Here is a 19,581-nt window from a genome sequence, read left to right on the forward strand (position 1 = left end):
CCGCAGTTGAGATTTTTGCCTTCGTGCCGTGTGCTTAACTTTTTATATCAAAATGAAAGGAGAAATTTATTCATTCTCAGCTTTAAAAAGTATCTCAATCTCCAAATTACCTGTCAAGGAAATCACTTGACAGCCAATTTGGAGATTGAGGAGGAGTCAGTAAGCTGAGAAGGAGATTCCTTAGCCTTGAAAAAGACTGAACCCCAACTAATAAGCAAAGAAGCCGAAAAACGCTTCTCTTCTTAGAGTTACCCATAAACTGAAACCAAAATCAATTTGTGTAGGGAGCATTGACAGTTTCGTTCATATCAGTACATTTCCTCATAATCCCATGCCCATATTAACCTAAATATCCAAGTTTGTTTGGAAGTTATCCAGAACATGGCCCTTAAGAGAAAAAAGCACTACCCTTATTCAAGGATAGCGCCCTTTAATTGAACTGTTAATATTATATTGTCGCCTGTTTTATAAATTAGATAAGTTACAAAATTGACGAATGATTTTCCTGAGTCCTTGGCTTAGTAAACTTTTCATTCCTTCATAAAACCAGTAATTTGACGATACAGCTTCTCGGGATGGGTGAGATTAACCATATGGTCAGCACCTGGAATTTCTATGATATGAGCGTCTGAGTGTTTTCGAAAGTAATTGGCAACACGAAGGTTATCAGGTGAATCCTCCTTACCGATTATCAATAATGTTTTGGCCGTCAATTCTCCTAATCTTTCGATGGCAGGTGGTTGCGGCCAAATCAATTTAACAGCCGGCCATTCAAACATTCGGTTCATATGGTGCTTGGAGCATTTGAACCATCAAATTCCGGTGAGGACTCACCGTTACAACACGATACGATGAATCACTGAGCAAAAGCTCAACCATCTTATCGATATCGGGGGCAGCTTCATGAATCTTCTTCATATTCTCTTCAAACTCCTTTGAATAGCTAAACCCAGATAATCCAGGAGCAAGCAATACAAGTTTTGAAACCCTTTCGGGATAATTCAGAGCGAATTCAGTGGCAATTTGGCCACCCATTGAGTGACCGATGAGTGTCGCCTGATTGATTTCTAGATGATCAAGCAGCAACAGCAAATCTTCAACATGGTTGACGTCTTCTAAAGGGGACGGTGATTTCCCTGTCCCACGTCCGTCAAAAGCAACGACCTTGTAGTGTTTCGCTAAAAGAGATGCGACAAATGTCCAGTTCCGTACATCAGCACCACCAGTGAGGAGAACCACAGGATGACCATTACCATTAACTTCATAATACAAATCCATTGAAATTCCTCCACCCATTACAATTTAATATTAAAACTATGATATCTTTCTTAAATAATCCTGCTTTTTTCTGGCTTAACTTACAATTCAAGAAGCATCTTTTAATTTCCTTCCTTATTCTGGATAATGACCCTTTAATTGAATAAGGTTTTTAAGGAAAAAATGAATACATTATGCAAATCTAGTTAACATAATGCTATTTTTCGGAAGTTAAGAAACATAAAACCATTTGGCGCCCCAGGGGTTTGTTCCCAATCTTAATAAAGGACAAAAGAATGTGAAAAGGATAGTAAAATGTCTTTCATAAAGACAGAATCAAAAAGGCTGTTTCGAACTATGAAAACAGCAATAACAGAAAATGACATCCTCATAAAGACTTTATGAGGATAGCGAAAGAGTATGTATATTTTCGGCAATTGGGAGCTTTTGAAGCCAACATACAGTAAAACGGTCTTCTGCAATCTGTCGCTATCCTGGAACAAGGAATAAGCGTTCATTTTTCATTTAAGGGCAATTATGTGGAATGACGGCTAATGTGGCCATATAGTTAATACATTCTGTTATCACCTCCTATTGCATAGAATGTGAGGAGTCTATAAAAAAGGGTGATTATCATGGCTAATCAACAAGCGTTAGAACAAATTGTACATGGTCTCAATCTCGATTTAGCATGGGAATATGCAGCTGGGATTCAATATGCTCAACATGCAAGTATGCTTAGTGGTGCTGCTTATTTTGCTGTTGCTGCGGAGTTGGAGGAACATTCCAAAGATGAATTTAACCATGCAATTGAATTAAGTAAGCTTATTCAATATCTGGGAGGTATACCTACTACACAAGTGGCACCTCGAGCTACATCAAGGAACAATAAAGAAATGCTCCGTCAAGACCTGCAAGGTGAATACGATGCGATTCACCGATATTTACAACGAGTCCAACAATTTGAAGCACTTGGTATGTACGACTCCTCACAAATTATTAGAGACATTGTGGTTACTGAACAAGAACACGCAATAGACCTAGAGGTAGCATTAGGTATTGAGAAAACGCTCTTTGGTCCAACTAAGTTATCATTCAAAAAATAATAAAAGAATATATACATTTTAGATAGGTTCTGCTTTGGTTTATAAATTTCTATAATTCAATAACCAGCCCAGCTTCAACACTCTATAATAAATCGTCGATCTTCATAAACGGGTAGCATTAATTCAATAAGAATTAAGTGATTTTAGGTTTGAGGCCAATTTTAGTTATTTCATTAAAGGGTGCAATTCCAGAATAAGGATTGCGCTCTTTCCTTTTCTAAATGGCCATTTTGTTGAAGAATCTTAAACCAAATTGTATTTTCGGTTATTGCTTCCATTTAAAAAAATTGAACTATTATTTGCATTTTACAAGTAAGTTGCATATAATGTGTTTAAGAGGTGAAAATATTGGAAAATCTTCGTGGAATGTTTCAAATAATGACACGCCGATTTGGGTTACTTAATAAAAATTGCTGCAGTGTTGGTGGATGCGAAATTTCCCTCATTCAAAGCCACATCCTCTATGAGATAGATAATCAACATAAGCCATCTATGCAACAGATTGCGGAAACCCTAGGGACTGATATTACTACTTTTAGCCGGCAGGTCCAATCATTAGTAAAAATGAACTTAGTTAAGAAAACACCAGACCCAGATGATAAACGAATCAGCATTCTTTCTCTTACTGCAGAGGGGAAATATATCGCTGCGGCAATTGATCAGCAAATGAATTCATTTTTAAATGAAGTTTTTTCTCAGATGAATGAGTTTGAAAGAGAGACAGTCATCCGTTCAATTCACTTATTAAATAACGCAATGGCCAAGTCCAGTGTATGCTGCAATCCAATACAGGGGTAATTCCCCTTCAATAAATACTTGCAATTTACAAGTAAATGAAAGGAAGTTTCGCATGAGTGAAATTTGGGATGCCATTGTCATTGGTGGCGGGCAGGCTGGTCTTGCAACGGGATATTATTTGCAAAAGGAAGGACTAGACTATTTAATCCTGGAAGCAAATAAGCAAGCTGCGGGTTCCTGGCCTAATTATTATGACAGCCTCAAACTATTTTCTCCTGCACGATTTTCATCCTTACCTGGGATGAAGTTCCCTGGAGATCCTGATCATTATCCCTCGAAATTGGAAGTAATTAATTACTTGCTTGATTACAAAAAGCACTTTAAATTGCCGGTTATGACCAATCAAAGGGTCGTATCTGTAAAGAATAAGGCTAAATGGTTTGAGATTCTAACACAATCAGGCGAAACATTCCATGCTCGGACTATTATCAATGCAACTGGTTCCTTTAATCATCCATTTATTCCTTTCATAAAAGGGCAGGAGACTTTTCAAGGACGTATCATTCATTCATCTGATTATAGAAATCCGGATCCTTTTATAAATCATAGAGTGATCGTTGTGGGAAGCAGGAATTCGGCTGTACAAATTGCCATTGAGCTGGCAGAGGCAAGTAAAACAACATTAGCTGTTCGGAAGCCGGTTCAATTCATAAGACAAAGATTCTTGGGGCAAGATTTGCACTTTTGGATAAGGGCCATTGGGATAGATACATTCCCTTTCTGGCGATTTGGCAAAACACCGCCGATTTCGAGTTCAGTAGCCAATCTTAATCATTATGAAGAACGATTGGCAGCTGGGAAACCTGATCAACAACCCATGTTTATTTCCTTTTATGACAATGGGGTAATTTGGCCAGACGGAACAAAAGAACAGGTAGACACTGTCATTTATGCTACGGGTTATCGTTATAACCTTGATTGCTTAAGTGATCTGGATGCCCTCGATTCTGAGGGGAAACCTATGCAAATTGCTGGGATCAGTACCTCAGTGCCTGGCCTATATTATGTAGGGCTAGAAGGTCAGCGGTCATTTGCTTCTGCGACATTAAGAGGGGTTGGTCCCGATGCACGGTTTATCGTTAGAAAGCTGCGGCGACATTTGAAAAATAAAATGTATTAAAAGACTAAAAAAGTATTTTTTTGTTTTTCCCAAAACAATTCATATATACCTTAATACTAATGCTGCTTTATCAATTATCTAATTAAAAGAAAAGAGGAGATTAATATGACGAAGGCAAATAATATTCTAATCAGCGGAAACGGATGCTGCGGTACAAATGTTAGCTTATCAACTCAAAGTATTACGTTAAATAATGAAAAAAGTAAATTACCCGTTGCGGTTATAGGGGGTGGTCCTGTAGGTTTAGCTGCTGCAGCCCATTTAGCAAAAAGAGCCATTCCTTTCATTCTTTTAGAAGCTGGTTCACAAATAGGTGCAAACATTTTAACTTGGGGGCATGTACGCTTATTCTCACCTTGGCAATACAATGTAGATAAAGCTGCTATGGATATATTAAAAGCCAGTGGTTGGATCCATCCGGAATTCGAAGCTTTGCCGACTGGGCAGGAGCTGGTTGAACAATATTTGCAGCCACTTTCTAGGTTACCTGAAATTAAACCATTCGTTCATTTTAATACTAAAGTCTTATCGATTGGCAGAAAAGATATGGATAAAATGAAAACAGCAAATCGGGAACATGTTCCATTTGTCATCCATGCTGAAAAGAATGGGGAGTATAAAACATTTGAAGCAAGGGCAGTGATTGATGCTGCAGGTACATGGGGAAACCCCAACCCAGCTGTTTCAAGTGGTATATGGCTCACGGAAGAAAAATCACTCCAGGAAAAAATATATTATGGTATTCCAGATATTTCAGGGAAGGAACAGCAACGTTATGCAAATAAACGGATAGCAGTTGTTGGAGGAGGCCATTCGGCCATTAATGCCTTATTAGATTTAGCCAAATTGAAAGAGTCTTATCCTGAAACGGAGATTTTATGGATTATGAGAAGGCAGCGGGTTGAGGATGCCTATGGCGGCGAAGAGAAGGATGCACTTGAAGCACGCGGCCTTCTCGGAAGCCAAATTCACAATTTGGTAGATAACGGGCAAGTGAAGGTCATTACTCCATTTCGCATCCAAATAGTCAGAAAGTCTGAAGAGGGAATCGAGTTAATAGGCAGCCAAAATGGCAAGCAGAGGAGCCTTGAGGGGATTGACGAAATGATTGTTAATACAGGAAGCCGTCCGGATTTTTCAATCATAAATGAACTTCGCACCTCTATAGACACTGCAACTGAAAGTGCAGAAGCTTTAGCGCCATTGATCGATCCTAACATTCATAGCTGCGGTACTGTTCGTCCCCACGGTGAAAAGGAGTTAAGACAGCCTGAGAAAGATTTTTATATTGTAGGTGCAAAAAGCTATGGGCGTGCTCCAACCTTCCTGATGGCTACAGGATATGAACAAGTTAGATCAGTAGTTGCTTATTTAAGCGGGGATTTGGCTGCTGCTGAAAAAGTCGAGTTGGATTTACCAGAAACAGGTGTCTGCAGCGTCAATCTAAGTAGTGAAAGTTCTTCCTGTGATGAACCTGCGTCTTCCTGCTGCAATTAATAATAACCTTCTTAAAGGGGGAAGCCTGTGCTTCCCCTAAAAACTAATTAAAAGGTGATGCAAATGACCATTAACCATGCCGGAACGCTCAAAAAAGAATATTTTATTTCTTATATGAAATTAATTATGAATGCTTTTGGATGTTCACTTGACGAAGCGAAAGATCGAACCTTCGAAAGGCTGTTTCGATTAAAGGAAAATGAAATGGGGCAGGAAACCTATACACAATTTCTCTTGGCTTATCAAGAATTAATGAACCAAAATAATGATTATAGAAATTATTCTATCTCCTGAAAGGATGAATCATGGTGACTATTAAAGATCAGATGTCTTCAAATACGATTGTAATAGTCGCCGTTGTTACAGCTTTAAGTCTCTTGGGAGATTCCATGCTGTATATAGCCTTGCCTATCTATTGGGAATCCGCAGGCCTTGAATCTCTTTGGCAAGTAGGTGTGCTTCTTTCTATAAATCGTTTCATACGATTGCCTTTTAATCCTTTTGTCGGTTGGATGTACAAACATATTTCATTGAAGGCTGGACTGATAATAGCTGTTTTATTAGGCGGATTCACAACGATGGGGTATGGTATTTTCGAAGGCTTTACCGCCTGGGTGATCCTGCGCGCAATATGGGGGATTGCATGGTCTTTTTTTCGGATCGGCGGATTATCGGTTGTTGCCCTACATGCAGATAAAAATAAACGGGGGAGTTCAATGGGTTTATATAATGGCCTCTACCGAACGGGAAGCTTAGTGGGGATGCTTATTGGCGGCATGTTCGTTCCTTTTATTGGCTTGAGCACTGTTTCGGTTGGATTTGGTCTTTTGACCTTTTTGGGGATTCCTTTAATTGTAAACTCGAATATTACTCAGGATAATGAGGCTCCGGAAAAGACAGATGAAGTAAAAAAAGGTAAGCCTTTCATTGGCAAAACGGGGTATAAAGTATCTATTATTGTTTCAGGTTTTCTCATTGCTATGTTATATCAAGGAATATTAACATCCACTCTGAGTTCCATGATTGAACATTTTTACGGAGAGCGTATTTCCATATGGAATGTGGCTGTTAGTGTAACCTTATTATCAGGCATAATCCAAGCAGTAAGGTGGGCCTGGGAGCCTTTCCTGGGAAGGGCTGCCGGGCAATGGTCTGATGGCTCTAGAGGAAGGCTGCCGATTTTTATTGTTTCCTTACTTTTTGCAGGGGTTGTCTTTGGGATGATGTCCGTTAAACTTCCGTTAGGATGCTGGATTTTCATTACGCTTTTAGTGATGGCTGGAGCTACCATTTTAACTACCATCCTGGACACGATTGCACTAGACACATCAAAGACTGCAAATGTCGTTTCTTTCCTTACCATATACTCCATCTCTCAAGATGTAGGGGCAGCTTTAGGACCGGCCCTAAGCTACATATTAATACAGTTGAAGGATGGCTTTAGCTATTTATATTGGGGCGGTGCTGCAGCACTCCTCATTTTAGCTATTATATGGTCGGTGTTTGCAAAAAGGTTAAGCACATCAATAAATGGCTATGAAAAAGGGTTCAACAAAGCCTATTAAAGGTCGCATGATATATGGGTTTTAACATGATTAATGATTAATCGGTATGAGCGGAGGAATTCTAATGATAAGTGAAGCAGTTGTTCGCGGAGCTGGAGAGTCAGATTTAAAAGCTATGTTGGAGATTTATAATCAAGGGATAGAAGATCGGATAGCCACGTTGGAAACAGAGAAAAAAGATCTTTCATATATGACAGAATGGTTCAAGCAGCATCAAACCAGATATAGTGCAGTGGTTGCAGAAGAGGGGAAAAACATAATTGGCTGGGCTTCCTTAAATCCATATAATAATCGTTGTGCATATGATGGGGTGGCGGATCTTTCAGTTTATATCTCAAGGGAATTCAGGGGCAAAGGCGTAGGCGGGAAACTTCTTTCCACTTTGGAAGCCAAAGCCAGAGAAAATAACTTTCACAAGTTAGTTTTATTTACTTTCCCATTTAACGGTTTAGGGCAAGGGCTATATAAAAAAATGGGTTTTCGAGAAGTGGGTATTTTTCAAAACCAAGGTGTTCTAGATGGTAAATTTGTTGATGTAATGGCTATGGAAAAAATTCTGTAATGGTTCTTACCATATAAAAGGCGGCAAAGGTTTAGCCGCCTTTTTTGTTTGATATCAGTGTAGGGTTTCATCCATTATAATTTACTTTAAAATAAGCAAACTATTTGTAAAGGTTTTGTAAATAAGAATAAAAGTATTTACTTATATAAGTGAATTATTATATATTAATACGTGAAAGACGGAGGTGAACACTGGATGAAAGTATCCACGGTTGAGATCGATAAAGCAGCAAGCATTTTAAAATTATTAGGCGATAAAACACGATTAACCATGGTGAAAATTCTGGATAACCATGATTGTTGCGTGTGTGAGTTTGTGGAGATCTTTAAAATGAGCCAGCCTGCTATCAGCCAGCATATCCGGAAGTTAAAAGATGCGGGGGTAGTAAGGGAAACCAGAAGAGGACAATGGATTATTTATTCATTGAATAAAGACAGCGACTATTATCCATTGGTGCAAAACCTGCTGGATCACCTTCCAAGCCAAGATTATAAATTAAAAGAACTGGAAGAACAGGGATTGCGAATTTCATGTGAGTAATAGGGGGTACAGCGTTGACTCAAATTATATTAGCATCGGTGATTTTCTTAATCACCCTCATATTAGTAATATGGCAGCCGAAAGGATTATCGATTGGATGGTCTGCCTGTGGAGGAGCAATTCTTGCTTTAATTGCAGGAGTCGTAGACTTTAATGATGTAATGGATGTTACTTCTATTGTTTGGAATGCCACTCTGGCTTTTATTGCCATCATCATTATTTCCCTCATCTTAGATGAGATTGGGTTTTTTGAATGGGCGGCTCTCCATATGGCAAGAGCGGCAAAGGGAAACGGGTTAAGGATGTTCATCTATGTCTCCATTTTGGGAGCACTGGTTGCCGCATTTTTCGCGAATGATGGGGCAGCATTGATCCTGACGCCCATTGTCCTTGCGATGGTAAGAAATCTTAAGTTTGAAGAAAAAATGGTTTTTCCTTTTATCATTGCGAGCGGCTTTATTGCGGATACGACATCACTGCCATTGGTTGTCAGCAACCTCGTGAATATCGTTTCGGCTGACTTTTTTGGAATCGGGTTTGCGGAATTTGCATCCCGAATGATTATTCCAAACTTCTTTTCACTGGCAGCCAGCATTCTTGTCTTATACTTATTCTTTAGAAAAAGCATACCGAAGAATTATGATTTATCCCATTTGAAGAAGCCTGCTGAGGCAGTTCAAGACAGCAAAATGTTCCGATTGTCCTGGCTTGTTTTAGGAATCTTATTAATTGGCTATTTTGCAAGTGAATTTATTGGAGTCCCAGTCTCGATCATTGCGGGAATTATAGCGATTTTCTTCCTATTGATGGCGCGCAGAAGCCCAGCAGTCAATACGCGTACCGTCGTTAAGGGGGCGCCTTGGGCAATTGTTTTCTTCTCTATCGGAATGTATGTAGTGGTTTACGGGTTAAGAAACGTAGGCTTGACCAATGTTTTAGCTGATTTAATCCAGATGACAGCGGACCAGGGACTATTTGCTGCGACAATCGGAATGGGATTCATTGCTGCAATCCTTTCATCTGTGATGAATAATATGCCAACCGTTATGATTGATGCATTAGCTATTGCTGATACCAATACAAGTGGTGTGATCCGGGAAGCACTTATTTATGCGAATGTCATTGGATCCGATTTAGGACCAAAAATTACGCCAATCGGTTCCCTGGCAACCCTGCTTTGGCTACATGTGCTGTCCCTAAAAGGAGTGAAAATCTCCTGGGGCACTTATTTTAAGACAGGAATTGTATTAACCATCCCAACCTTATTTATTACACTGGTTGGTCTATATATTTGGTTACTGATCATTTAAAAACTTACCTAAAAGGAGAATCTCAACATGTCTAAAAAAACAATCTACTTTCTATGTACAGGTAACTCTTGCCGCAGCCAGATGGCTGAAGGATGGGCAAAACAGCATTTAGGTGATGAGTGGAATGTTTATAGTGCAGGAATTGAAGCACATGGCTTGAATCCTAACGCTGTAAAAGCGATGAAAGAAGCGGGTATTGATATTTCTAACCAAACGTCTGATATCATTGATCCTGAAATTCTAAACAATGCTGATTTGGTTGTAACACTATGCGGAGATGCAGCTGATAAATGTCCAATGACTCCTCCTCAAGTGAAACGCGAACATTGGGGATTTGATGATCCTGCAAAAGCAACAGGAACAGAAGAAGAAAAATGGGCTTTCTTCCAGCGTGTACGTGATGAAATTGGCGACCGCATTAAAACGTTTGCCGAAACTGGGAAATAAGAAAAGCGCAAGCGCCTTGTCCACGAAAGAACGCAGACTAAGAACGCCACGTCCTGTGGCAACGTCTGCATGACCCACATCCTCCCAAAAGCTGCCGCTTTTGGTCGTGCGATGATTAAGCTGCCGAAGCTTTCCTTGTCCTGCGGGCCTCAAGCACAAGTCGAGCCTCTCGGAAAGGCGTTCTTTGCCTTTTTGGGAGGATTGGCTTGTGACCTCGAGGGGGTAGGCGCTCCTCCTAAAAGCTAACGCTTTTAGTCGTGCGATGATTAAGCTGCCGTAGCGTTCCTTGTGGAGCTAGACAGTTATCGAAGTTCAAAGTTATACCTTGCATTTAGAAAAAATAGCCAAGGGAAAACACTCTCTTGGCTAACCTTTCGTCTTATATATAAGTATATGCTTATTTAATTGTGAAGGAGCGAAAACGATGAATAAAGTTGAAATTTTTGATCCTGCATTGTGCTGCCCAACAGGTGTGTGCGGACCGAGTGTGGACCCTGAACTAACGAGAATGGCATCTGCTGTATTTGTCCTGGAGAAAAAAGGCTTTGACATTAAACGATACAACCTGGCTAATGAACCAGCAGTATTTGCGGACAATCAAGAGGTAAATAATGTTCTGCATGAAAAGGGACCTGATGCACTGCCAGTCACGTTATTAAATGGAGCTGTGGTGAAAGAAGGCAAATATCCTTCAAACGATGAACTTGCACAGTGGTTTGGAGTGAAAGCAGAAGATCTTGCTGAGAAAAAGCCAAACGTAAAATTCAAGCTTGATTTGAAATAGACAGAGGAGGAAAACGCATGTTTCAACCTTTTGATATAAGGGCGGCTACGAATACGAAATTTCTTTTCTTTACAGGAAAAGGCGGAGTAGGGAAAACGTCAACGGCATGTGCTTCTGCTGTTAAGCTTGCCGATGAAGGAAAACGGGTTCTGCTTGTCAGTACAGATCCTGCATCAAACTTGCAGGATGTCTTAGAAGCAGAGCTAACAAACACACCTATGCCTGTTCCCGGCGTTTCAAATCTTTCTGCCTGCAACCTCGATCCGGAAGAAGCGGCCCGTGCTTATCGCGAAAAGACCATTGGACCTTATCGCGGCAAGCTTCCAGATTCAGTGATTGCGACGATGGAGGAACAGCTATCTGGTGCGTGTACAGTCGAAATTGCAGCATTCGATGAATTCACGAGCTTACTATCAGACGCCTCCGTTGTTGAGGCATATGATCACATTATTTTTGATACGGCACCGACAGGTCATACGCTTCGGCTTCTTCAGCTCCCAACAGCCTGGAGCGGATTCCTTGAAGAAAGTACGCATGGTGCCTCTTGCTTGGGGCCTTTATCTGGACTCGCGGAAAAGAAGCAGATTTATTCCATAACGATGGAGGCACTTGCTGATCCTGCTCAAACAACATTAATTCTAGTAGCAAGACCTGATGAATCTTCGTTAGCTGAGGCTAGCCGTGCCTCAAAGGAATTAAAAGAAATTGGAATCAAAAACCAGAATTTGATTATTAACGGATTAATGCAGTCACATATACCTGATGATGAGGTTTCATCCTCTTTCTTCCATCGCCAGCGAAATGCCTTAAAACAGATGCCGGAAGATCTTAAACAAGTAGCCACCTATTCTCTACCGTTTGTATCTTATTCTCTGACAGGGCTAAAAAACCTGCGCTATTTATTTAAGCAATTTATCCTGCCAGAGACTGAAATGGGTTTTGAGCAAAAATCGATCAGTCTGCCTGGATTGAGTGATGTCATTGAAGACTTTTCTTCCAGTGATACACGAGTTATCTTTACGATGGGCAAGGGCGGAGTTGGAAAAACCGCCATGGCATCTGCTATTGCGGTCGGATTAGCAGAAAAAGGTCATAAAGTCCATTTAACGACAACAGATCCTGCTGCTCACCTTGAATTTGTTTTTAAGAACAGCCAGTTGAATCAAAACCTGACTCTCAGCCGCATTGATCCGAAAAAAGAAGTAGAGGCTTATAAAGCAGAAGTGCTGTCAAATGTAAGTGATGAACTGAATGATGAGGCATTAGCTTATATAGAAGAGGATCTCAATTCCCCATGTACAGAGGAGATTGCCGTCTTTCGGGCATTTGCAGAGGTAGTGGCAAGATCTAAGGATGAAATGGTGGTTATTGATACTGCTCCATCAGGGCATACCTTGCTGCTCTTGGATGCGGCTCAGTCCTATCATAAAGAGCTAGCACGCTCAACAGGTGAAGTGCCTGAAAGTGTTAAAATGCTGCTTCCAAGGTTAAGAAATCCAAAAGAAACAGGTGTTGTGATCGTTACGTTGGCTGAAGCAACGCCTGTATTAGAAGCGAGCCGATTGCAGGATGACTTGAAACGGGCGGATATCACGCCTAAGTGGTGGCTGATTAACCAAAGTCTTTATGCAACAGAAACAACCGATCCTGTTCTAAAAGGAAGAGCAAGTGCCGAAATAAACTGGATTGAAAAAGTATCAAATGAGCTAAGCGAGAAATGTGCTATTGTCCCATTAAAGAGTGAAGAAGGCACTGGATACCAGAAATTAAAGAAATATATAAACCAGTAGCGGAGGGGTTACGATGGAAAAGGTTGTGATTTTGGGAACAGGACCAGCGGGATTGACAGCAGCGATTTATTTAGCGCGTGCAAATATGAAGCCGCTCGTAATTGAGGGTACGGAGCCAGGAGGACAATTGACCTTAACAACGGAAGTAGAGAACTTTCCTGGATTTGCTGATGGAGTGATGGGTCCTGAATTAATGGACAATATGAGAAAACAGGCAGAAAGATTTGGAGCTGAATTCAAAAGAGGATGGGTTACGGAAACGGACCTTTCTAACAAGCCGTTTACACTAAAAGTGAACGGTTTAGGAGAAATTCAGACGGAAGCATTGATTCTTTCCACAGGTGCATCCGCTAAACTTTTAGGTATTTCAGGAGAATCAGAAAATATTGGACGCGGAGTCAGCACTTGTGCGACCTGTGACGGATTCTTTTATCGAGGCAAGAAAGTCATTATCGTAGGCGGGGGAGATTCTGCCATGGAAGAAGCCAATTTCTTAACGAAATTTGCTTCAGAGGTGACCGTTGTTCACCGTCGTGATGAACTTCGGGCTTCAAAAATTATGCAGGATCGTGCGAAGGTAAATGCTAAAATTTCTTGGTCGCTTAACAAAACGCCAATTGAAGTCGTCTCGGATGGAATGAAAGTGTCAGGTTTAAAAGTTCGTGATAATGAGACAGGAAAAGAAGAAGTGATCGAAACAGACGGTATTTTTGTAGCGATTGGGCATACACCAAATACGGCTTTCCTTAATGGACAAATCGATACGGATGAAACAGGCTATATTAATGTAGTGCCTGGAACAACGGAAACCAATATCCCAGGGGTTTTTGCCTGTGGTGATGTGCAGGATAAAAAATACCGCCAGGCGATTACAGCCGCTGGAACAGGATGCATGGCAGCACTCGATGCTGAACGGTATTTAGAAGAAACGGCAGCACATGATTTGAGCAAATCTTTATAAAGGCAGGAGCTGCATGATGAAAAAATATCATGAATTAATTAAAGATCGTATCTATATTGGCGGGGCAGATGATGTAATAGAGATGATGAAAAATGAAAACGCCGATGTGATTTTTGATCTGCGGGCAGAGGCACCAGAAACGAATTATGAGCGGATTCACAGCCCCATAGTGGATGATGCAAAAAAACAGGATGAGTCCATTAAGCAGTCCATTGAGCATGTGGTAAGCGCTTATAATGAAGGAAAAAAAGTATATTTTCATTGTGCGGGAGGAAGCAATCGTACAGGAACAGTTGCGATTGGAACATTGTTATCTTTAGGAAAAGCAAAGACGATCGAAGAAGCGGAAGAAATGGCGAAGTCGGCACGGCCAAAAATTAATGTAAAGCCAGAAATGAAAGAGTCCCTACATCGTCTTTATCCTAATGCTTAATTGTAAAATGGATTGAGGCTTCATTTATAATATTTTTAGGGGTGAGAAAAACGTGAATATAACAGATCAGGCTCGTGATTTCTTGAAACAATTGTTTGAAGAACATAATGCTAAAAACGTCCGTTTTTATTTTGCAGGCTTTGGCTGAGGACAGCCTAAAGTAGGACTGGCTCTGGATGAGCCAGAAGCAGATGATAAAATGTTTGAGGTTAATAGCATCTCTGTGGCAATAGATCCTAATATCGAAAGTTTGACACAAGATCTTGTTTTGGACTTTAATCAGGAAGCAAATGGACTTGTTCTAATAGGGAATGAAAGTGATTGCTGCTAGGGTGTTTTAAAGGAGCTTAGTGAAATGAGCTCCTTTTTTTTATTTTTAGTGACAGGTGGATGTGGATAATGTATTTCTAATCAAAAGTAATTAAGGAAAAGATCAGAAATACATAAGGGCTCTTTTGGGCCAGATATTCCTGCAGTGAAAAAGAGCTGGTTGTATACTGGTGCGATTTGCTAATACACAAATCATAGACGGTGTAAGAGTCATAAAAAGATGTAAATTGTAAATGGGAGAAAGCCGGCCTTTATGAGAGTTTGAGTAAGATAATTATTTCCTTGTTATTACTAATCATTAATAGATAATGAGAATTATTCTCAAATTGTGTATTGATATTAATAAATTCATAGATTATAATTTGAACAGTAATGATTATCATTATCAATTATTGCGAAAAATAAAAAGGGGGAACGACATGTCTGCAATTACATACTTATTTAAAAGAAAATCTGCATTTTCTTTGCTTGTACTCATTTTATCTTTTGTGATGCTTTTAGCTGGCTGTGGAAATCAATCATCACAAGAAACATCGAAGGAAAGCAGCGGTACTGAAAAGACAGAACAAAAAGCGGGCTCAGAAAATACTCGGGAAATCACACATGCGATGGGCACCACAACGATTAAAGGAACGCCTAAGAAAATCGTTACCTTATACCAGGGTGCAACTGATGCTGCTGTGGCATTCGGAGTGAAGCCAGCAGGGGTGGTAGAGTCTTGGTTAGAACAGCCTGTCTATAACTATCTTAAAGAGGATTTGGAAGGAGTTCAAATCGTCGGTCAAGAAACTCAGCCGAATTTAGAGGAAATTTCCAAACTTCAGCCGGATTTAATTATTGCTTCCAAATTACGCCATGAAGAAATTTATGAACAATTATCTCAAATCGCGCCAACCGTTATGCATGAAACCGTTTTTGAGTTTAAAGGGACTGTGGAATTAATGGGGCAAGCGATGGATCAGGAAGAAAAAGCAAATGAGATCCTTTCTGCTTGGGATGATCGCGTGGCTGATTTCCAAAGCAAAATTCAGGAAAAATTAGGGGACAAGTGGCCTCTGCATGTTTCGGTGTTAAACTTTAGGGAAGACCATGCCCGTATTTATGTGACAGGTTTTGCCGGGTCCATTTTATCGGAACTGGGCTTTAAAGGTCCTAAAGATCCGGCGGTGGAAGGCCAGGATATACTTAAGTTAACAGATAAAGAAAGCATCTCCCAAATGAATGCCGATGTATTTTATATGTTCATGGAAGATACTGAAGCAGTAAAGAAAGCCCATGATGAATGGACAAATCATCCATTATGGAAAAATCTCGATGCTGTAAAAGCAGACCAAGTTTACACGGTTGATGAAATCATCTGGAATATGGGCGGCGGAATCAATGCAGCCAACCTGATGCTTGATGATATTTATGACAGATTCGAATTAGAAAAATAAATAGCATAATGAAAAGAAGATAGGAGAGGGAAGTCATTCTTTCTCCTATTTTTGTATGTATTTCATTACTCTATTAATCTTAAAGTTTCTTCATGGTTAGTGATGAATGGCAGCTTAACTATAAACTTTGGCTGAGTTAAAGCTGATTGTTGATATTTGCACCCGGTGATAGGAGGGAAGGTGCGAGATCCATTTTCTGCGTGCGGTGTTACTTGATGAGGCTGATTCAACGTCCTGCGGGAGGAGCGTCGGGCCGCCCGTGGAAGGATTGAGCTCCTGGAGCGGAAATCAACAGGCAAGTTTAACAGAGCCAAACTTTAAGTAGCCATATAAAGCAACGAAAGGAGTATCTACTTGGAAAACTTACTTTCTCGTACATCTTTTAAAATAGCAGGTTTCTTCATTTGTATTTTTCTATTCATGATGGCTTTCGTGCTAAGTATTGCATTTGGTCAGACATCGATTCAGTTTCAGACAACATTCGATGCATTTTTTCATTATGATGAATCGATAACTGAGCACGTTATCATTACGACATCGCGTATGACAAGAGCGGTAATTGCGACTGTCATTGGAGCCAATCTTGCAGTTGCGGGGGCTCTTATGCAAGCACTGACAAGAAATCCGCTTGCAGCCCCTGATATTTTTGGGATTAATGCAGGTGCGTTATTTTTTATTGTTTTTTCGGCGGCATTTTTTTCAGTTGACTCATTAAGCAGTTACATGTGGATCGCTTTTCTGGGAGCTGGGGTTGCGGGCGTATTCGTTTTTTTCCTGGGCTCGTTGGGGAGAGATGGGTTAACGCCCATTAAAATTGTTCTGGCAGGGGCAGCAATTACAGCCCTTTTTGTTTCCTTTACCCAGGGATTATTAGTTATTGATGAGCAATCCATACAAAGTGTCCTATTTTGGCTGGCAGGATCTGTTGCAGGGCGGAGTATGGACATGTTATTACCTGTGTTGCCTTTTATGCTTGGAGCCGGTCTTATCACATTGTTTTTAGGCAGGTCCATCAATATCCTGATGTCTGGTGAGGATGTGGCCAAAGGTTTAGGGCAGCGGACAATCTTAATTAAGGCTATTATTGGCATCATAGTTGTTTTCCTGGCTGGCGGATCTGTAGCTGTGGCAGGCTCGATTGGATTTGTTGGCTTAATTGTCCCCCACATGGTCCGCGGTCTTGTTGGGCCAGACTATAGATGGATCATTCCTTTTAGTGCATTAGTTGGAGCATCCTTACTGTTGCTGGCTGATGTAGCAGCAAGATTTGTGATTATGCCTCAAGAAATGCCGATTGGGGTCATGACTGCTTTTATAGGAGCTCCATTTTTTGTCTATATTGCACGCAGGGGGTTATCAAAAAATGACTAGTTTTCTGACAGTAAGGATCAAATCTGGTGCGATCTCTTTTCAATTACATAAAAAAACGTGGATTGCTTTTCTGTCTCTAAGCCTATTTTCATTGATCCTCTTTATTGCAAGTTTATCAATGGGAAGCAGTTTTATCACTCCCATTGATGTGATCAAACAGCTATTTGGATATGGAAGCGGCGAAAATGATTTTGTTCTTAATACTTTGAGACTGCCAAGGGTATTGCTTGCTTTTATGGTCGGAGCAGCGCTCGGTGTAGCTGGTTTGATTTTGCAAGGGGTAATCAGGAATCCTCTTGCCTCTCCGGATATTATTGGGGTGACAGCTGGAGCATCAGTTGGCGCCATCGTGTTTATTGTCTATTTTATGGGAGCGGTAAGTATAACATGGCTTCCTTTATCAGCCATATCAGGGGCAGCCATTGTATCTGCGCTGATTTACCTGCTGTCATGGAAACAAGGAGTGTCTCCTATCCGGCTTGTACTTATGGGAATTGGAGTGGCGGCGGCCATGAAGGCGATCGTAACGATGATGCTTGTATTAAGTGATGCTGCCGTGACCACCAAATCTTATCTTTGGTTAACAGGCAGCCTTTATGGTGCCAATTGGCAGGATGTTTATTCGATGTTTCCCTGGGTTCTTATTTTTATTCCTCTTACCTTTTTGGCTGCCAGGACTGTTAACGTGAAAGAATTAGGAGACGATGTTGCGGCAGGGCTTGGAGTGAAAGTTCAAGTTCAGCGTCTTCTTCTCCTTTTCATTAGTGTCGCGTTAGCCGGTTCTTCTGTAGCATTTGCAGGGGGAATAGAATTTGTCGGCCTTGTAGCACCGCACATTGCCAGGATGCTTATTGGACGTTCATTTGCGGGTTTGGTGCCTATTTCCGCCCTAATAGGGGGAATTATTGTGGCAATAGCCGATATTGTGGCAAGAACCGCCTTTTTGCCGCTCGATATTCCTGCCGGCGTCTTTACGGCTGGGATTGGAGCTCCATTTTTTATTTACTTATTATATAGAAATCGAAATAAGTAATAGGCTGGCCATTCTTCCTCAAAGTCTAGCTGCTTCACAAGGTCTTACCGTTTTACAGCTTATCAAGCAAGGATGGTACCCGCATTAAAGTTGGTTAAAGCAATGGTTTAGCGAAGATGAGTAGGAGTGATCATAATGAGCAGTTTAGTTGTGGATAAACTAAAAGCTTTTGATATATATGTAGAACATGAGAGACCTAAAGAAATTGCGATAACTGATCTTTTAGATGAGGAAAAATGTTTATCGTTTCTCCAAAAACAAATGATAGAGATTAAGGCGCCAAATATATCAGTCACAGCATCAATGCTTTCGAAAAGGTATGCTTACCTTGTCGTGTCGTCCACTTTATATAGTATGGTCGAATTCAACGGTGCCCATAATTTGCCAGTAACAGCATGCACGTTAACTAAAGAATGTAAATTATCCATTCAAGCTGGTATGTGCATATGGCAGGAAGCAAAAAGCCTGGACAGGGAGCAATGGCGTGAAAACGTGCTGCGCGACCTTTTTTCGTATCATATTACGCCGGTTTTAGACATATTGAAAAAAACATCCCGTATTTCATCCTCCATATTGTGGGAAAACGTAGCTATTCGAATTAACTCCATTTACAGGAAAACACTAGCGAAGGAATTAGATCCGGTAAAAATTGACCGACTCAAAAGCGACTTTCATTTCTTGAAAAATGCGAGTGGGGATATGTTTAATTTAAAAGAAAATCCGATTAAACCATATTTAAAAATAGGAGAGGAACTTAAATTAAATCCATGTCGGAAAACGTGCTGTTTATACTATAAGTTGGAAAAAGAGGGGGTTGGTCATTGCAGTAATTGTCCAATAAAAAGTATACAGGCAAAGCAAAAGCAATAAGGTATTGAGCAATATTATACGTTTACTATCCCAGGAAGGTTGCCAAAGAAGATATAATAGCTTTGTATTTCATATTAGACAAGACATAATATACAATTCAGGTTCAGATCGAACGGATATCTTACATATGGTCAATCATTTATAAGAAACTTTTGAGCTCAGCATGTTTCTTATAAATGGTTTGCCCATTGTTGTGAACGACTTTTACAGAATTCTTTTATTTTGTTAGCGATGGTTACTTCGCCTGCTTCCAAGGCTTCTTCTGAAGTAGGAAACGCTTGTAAAGTTAGTAAAGAAACATCCGAATGTAAGGCTCCAAAAACTCCACAGTATTCAGGAAATACTTGATCCAGAACTGCCTGAAATGGCGG

Annotated in this window: 19 protein-coding genes and 3 pseudogenes; 20 read left to right on the plus strand and 2 right to left on the minus strand. The window is 40.5% G+C overall.

Annotated elements, in window-relative coordinates:
- Positions 1–530: 530 nt before the first annotated feature.
- Positions 531–1,278: pseudogene (locus tag L634_RS31635) on the minus strand (alpha/beta fold hydrolase).
- A 614-nt stretch (positions 1,279–1,892) separates the two neighbouring features.
- Between L634_RS31635 and L634_RS31640 the strand changes: the two are divergent.
- The 20 genes and pseudogenes from L634_RS31640 (at position 1,893) to L634_RS31650 (ending at position 19,210) form a co-directional block, all read left to right on the plus strand.
- Positions 1,893–2,363: a ferritin-like domain-containing protein gene (locus L634_RS31640; RefSeq protein WP_051428400.1), complete on the plus strand. Its 471-nt coding sequence runs from the start codon at positions 1,893–1,895 to the stop codon at positions 2,361–2,363.
- 348 nt (positions 2,364–2,711) lie between these two features.
- Complete coding sequence (locus tag L634_RS0123605) at positions 2,712–3,161, plus strand: MarR family winged helix-turn-helix transcriptional regulator (protein ID WP_026584570.1); 450 nt, start codon at positions 2,712–2,714, stop codon at positions 3,159–3,161.
- 52 nt (positions 3,162–3,213) lie between these two features.
- Positions 3,214–4,281, plus strand: a complete 1,068-nt coding sequence (locus tag L634_RS0123610) for a flavin-containing monooxygenase (protein ID WP_026584571.1) — start codon at positions 3,214–3,216, stop codon at positions 4,279–4,281.
- Between the two features lie 105 nt (positions 4,282–4,386).
- Positions 4,387–5,778 carry an NAD(P)-binding domain-containing protein gene (locus L634_RS0123615; protein WP_034263138.1) on the plus strand — a complete coding sequence of 464 codons (1,392 nt, stop codon included), beginning with the start codon at positions 4,387–4,389 and terminating at the stop codon, positions 5,776–5,778.
- Between the two features lie 63 nt (positions 5,779–5,841).
- A complete protein-coding gene (locus L634_RS0123620) occupies positions 5,842–6,072 on the plus strand; it encodes a hypothetical protein (protein ID WP_026584573.1) in 231 nt (76 codons plus the stop codon).
- A gap of 11 nt (positions 6,073–6,083) precedes the next feature.
- A complete protein-coding gene (locus L634_RS31645; protein WP_034263140.1) occupies positions 6,084–7,343 on the plus strand; it encodes an MFS transporter in 1,260 nt (419 codons plus the stop codon).
- Positions 7,344–7,407: 64 nt separating this feature from the next.
- A complete protein-coding gene (locus L634_RS0123630) occupies positions 7,408–7,905 on the plus strand; it encodes an arsinothricin resistance N-acetyltransferase ArsN1 family A (protein WP_026584574.1) in 498 nt (165 codons plus the stop codon).
- Between the two features lie 195 nt (positions 7,906–8,100).
- The gene (locus L634_RS0123635; RefSeq protein WP_026584575.1) at positions 8,101–8,445 is read left to right on the plus strand and encodes an ArsR/SmtB family transcription factor; all 345 of its coding nucleotides are present in this window, start codon (positions 8,101–8,103) and stop codon (positions 8,443–8,445) included.
- A gap of 14 nt (positions 8,446–8,459) precedes the next feature.
- A complete protein-coding gene (locus L634_RS0123640) occupies positions 8,460–9,755 on the plus strand; it encodes an arsenical efflux pump membrane protein ArsB (protein ID WP_026584576.1) in 1,296 nt (431 codons plus the stop codon).
- 27 nt (positions 9,756–9,782) lie between these two features.
- Positions 9,783–10,202 carry an arsenate reductase (thioredoxin) gene (gene arsC / locus L634_RS0123645; protein ID WP_026584577.1) on the plus strand — a complete coding sequence of 140 codons (420 nt, stop codon included), beginning with the start codon at positions 9,783–9,785 and terminating at the stop codon, positions 10,200–10,202.
- Positions 10,203–10,626: 424 nt separating this feature from the next.
- A complete protein-coding gene (gene arsD, locus L634_RS0123650) occupies positions 10,627–10,986 on the plus strand; it encodes an arsenite efflux transporter metallochaperone ArsD (RefSeq protein WP_026584578.1) in 360 nt (119 codons plus the stop codon).
- A 17-nt stretch (positions 10,987–11,003) separates the two neighbouring features.
- Positions 11,004–12,776, plus strand: coding sequence for an arsenical pump-driving ATPase (gene arsA / locus L634_RS0123655; protein WP_026584579.1), 1,773 nt, complete (start codon positions 11,004–11,006; stop codon positions 12,774–12,776).
- A 13-nt stretch (positions 12,777–12,789) separates the two neighbouring features.
- A complete protein-coding gene (gene trxB / locus L634_RS0123660) occupies positions 12,790–13,737 on the plus strand; it encodes a thioredoxin-disulfide reductase (protein ID WP_026584580.1) in 948 nt (315 codons plus the stop codon).
- A gap of 13 nt (positions 13,738–13,750) precedes the next feature.
- Entirely contained in the window at positions 13,751–14,170 is a 420-nt protein-coding gene (locus L634_RS0123665; protein WP_026584581.1) for a protein-tyrosine phosphatase family protein, read from the plus strand.
- A 199-nt stretch (positions 14,171–14,369) separates the two neighbouring features.
- Entirely contained in the window at positions 14,370–14,501 is a 132-nt protein-coding gene (locus tag L634_RS34725) for a hypothetical protein (protein ID WP_269521760.1), read from the plus strand.
- Positions 14,502–14,919: 418 nt separating this feature from the next.
- Positions 14,920–15,936: an ABC transporter substrate-binding protein gene (locus tag L634_RS0123680; protein WP_026584582.1), complete on the plus strand. Its 1,017-nt coding sequence runs from the start codon at positions 14,920–14,922 to the stop codon at positions 15,934–15,936.
- 354 nt (positions 15,937–16,290) lie between these two features.
- Positions 16,291–17,307 carry an iron ABC transporter permease gene (locus L634_RS0123685; RefSeq protein WP_026584583.1) on the plus strand — a complete coding sequence of 339 codons (1,017 nt, stop codon included), beginning with the start codon at positions 16,291–16,293 and terminating at the stop codon, positions 17,305–17,307.
- Complete coding sequence (locus L634_RS0123690; RefSeq protein WP_026584584.1) at positions 17,300–18,340, plus strand: FecCD family ABC transporter permease; 1,041 nt, start codon at positions 17,300–17,302, stop codon at positions 18,338–18,340. Before L634_RS0123685 ends, L634_RS0123690 begins: the two co-directional genes overlap by 8 nt.
- Positions 18,330–18,425, plus strand: a pseudogene (locus tag L634_RS34480) (cobalamin/Fe(3+)-siderophore ABC transporter ATP-binding protein); the annotation flags it as partial. The gene L634_RS0123690 and the pseudogene L634_RS34480, both read left to right, overlap by 11 nt.
- Before the next feature lie 50 nt (positions 18,426–18,475).
- Complete coding sequence (locus L634_RS31650) at positions 18,476–19,210, plus strand: IucA/IucC family C-terminal-domain containing protein (protein ID WP_051428401.1); 735 nt, start codon at positions 18,476–18,478, stop codon at positions 19,208–19,210.
- A gap of 182 nt (positions 19,211–19,392) precedes the next feature.
- On the opposite strand, the pseudogene L634_RS34000 reads toward L634_RS31650, so the two are convergent.
- Positions 19,393–19,581 (minus strand): annotated as a pseudogene (locus L634_RS34000) (IS110 family transposase); the annotation flags it as partial.

This window comes from Bacillus sp. J33 (assembly GCF_000518885.1).
Lineage (GTDB): Bacteria > Bacillota > Bacilli > Bacillales > Cytobacillaceae > Cytobacillus.

Bases quoted from the DNA above. Each gene is read 5' to 3' on its own strand.
- L634_RS31640 (WP_051428400.1), top strand. From the start codon at position 1,893: ATGGCTAATCAACAAGCGTTAGAACAAATTGTACATGGTCTCAATCTC.
- L634_RS0123610 (WP_026584571.1), top strand. From the start codon at position 3,214: ATGAGTGAAATTTGGGATGCCATTGTCATTGGTGGCGGGCAGGCTGGT.
- L634_RS0123615 (WP_034263138.1), top strand. From the start codon at position 4,387: ATGACGAAGGCAAATAATATTCTAATCAGCGGAAACGGATGCTGCGGT.
- L634_RS0123620 (WP_026584573.1), top strand. From the start codon at position 5,842: ATGACCATTAACCATGCCGGAACGCTCAAAAAAGAATATTTTATTTCT.
- L634_RS31645 (WP_034263140.1), top strand. From the start codon at position 6,084: ATGGTGACTATTAAAGATCAGATGTCTTCAAATACGATTGTAATAGTC.
- L634_RS0123630 (WP_026584574.1), top strand. From the start codon at position 7,408: ATGATAAGTGAAGCAGTTGTTCGCGGAGCTGGAGAGTCAGATTTAAAA.
- L634_RS0123635 (WP_026584575.1), top strand. From the start codon at position 8,101: ATGAAAGTATCCACGGTTGAGATCGATAAAGCAGCAAGCATTTTAAAA.
- arsC (WP_026584577.1), top strand. From the start codon at position 9,783: ATGTCTAAAAAAACAATCTACTTTCTATGTACAGGTAACTCTTGCCGC.
- arsD (WP_026584578.1), top strand. From the start codon at position 10,627: ATGAATAAAGTTGAAATTTTTGATCCTGCATTGTGCTGCCCAACAGGT.
- arsA (WP_026584579.1), top strand. From the start codon at position 11,004: ATGTTTCAACCTTTTGATATAAGGGCGGCTACGAATACGAAATTTCTT.
- trxB (WP_026584580.1), top strand. From the start codon at position 12,790: ATGGAAAAGGTTGTGATTTTGGGAACAGGACCAGCGGGATTGACAGCA.
- L634_RS0123665 (WP_026584581.1), top strand. From the start codon at position 13,751: ATGATGAAAAAATATCATGAATTAATTAAAGATCGTATCTATATTGGC.
- L634_RS34725 (WP_269521760.1), top strand. From the start codon at position 14,370: ATGTTTGAGGTTAATAGCATCTCTGTGGCAATAGATCCTAATATCGAA.
- L634_RS0123680 (WP_026584582.1), top strand. From the start codon at position 14,920: ATGTCTGCAATTACATACTTATTTAAAAGAAAATCTGCATTTTCTTTG.
- L634_RS0123690 (WP_026584584.1), top strand. From the start codon at position 17,300: ATGACTAGTTTTCTGACAGTAAGGATCAAATCTGGTGCGATCTCTTTT.
- L634_RS31650 (WP_051428401.1), top strand. From the start codon at position 18,476: ATGAGCAGTTTAGTTGTGGATAAACTAAAAGCTTTTGATATATATGTA.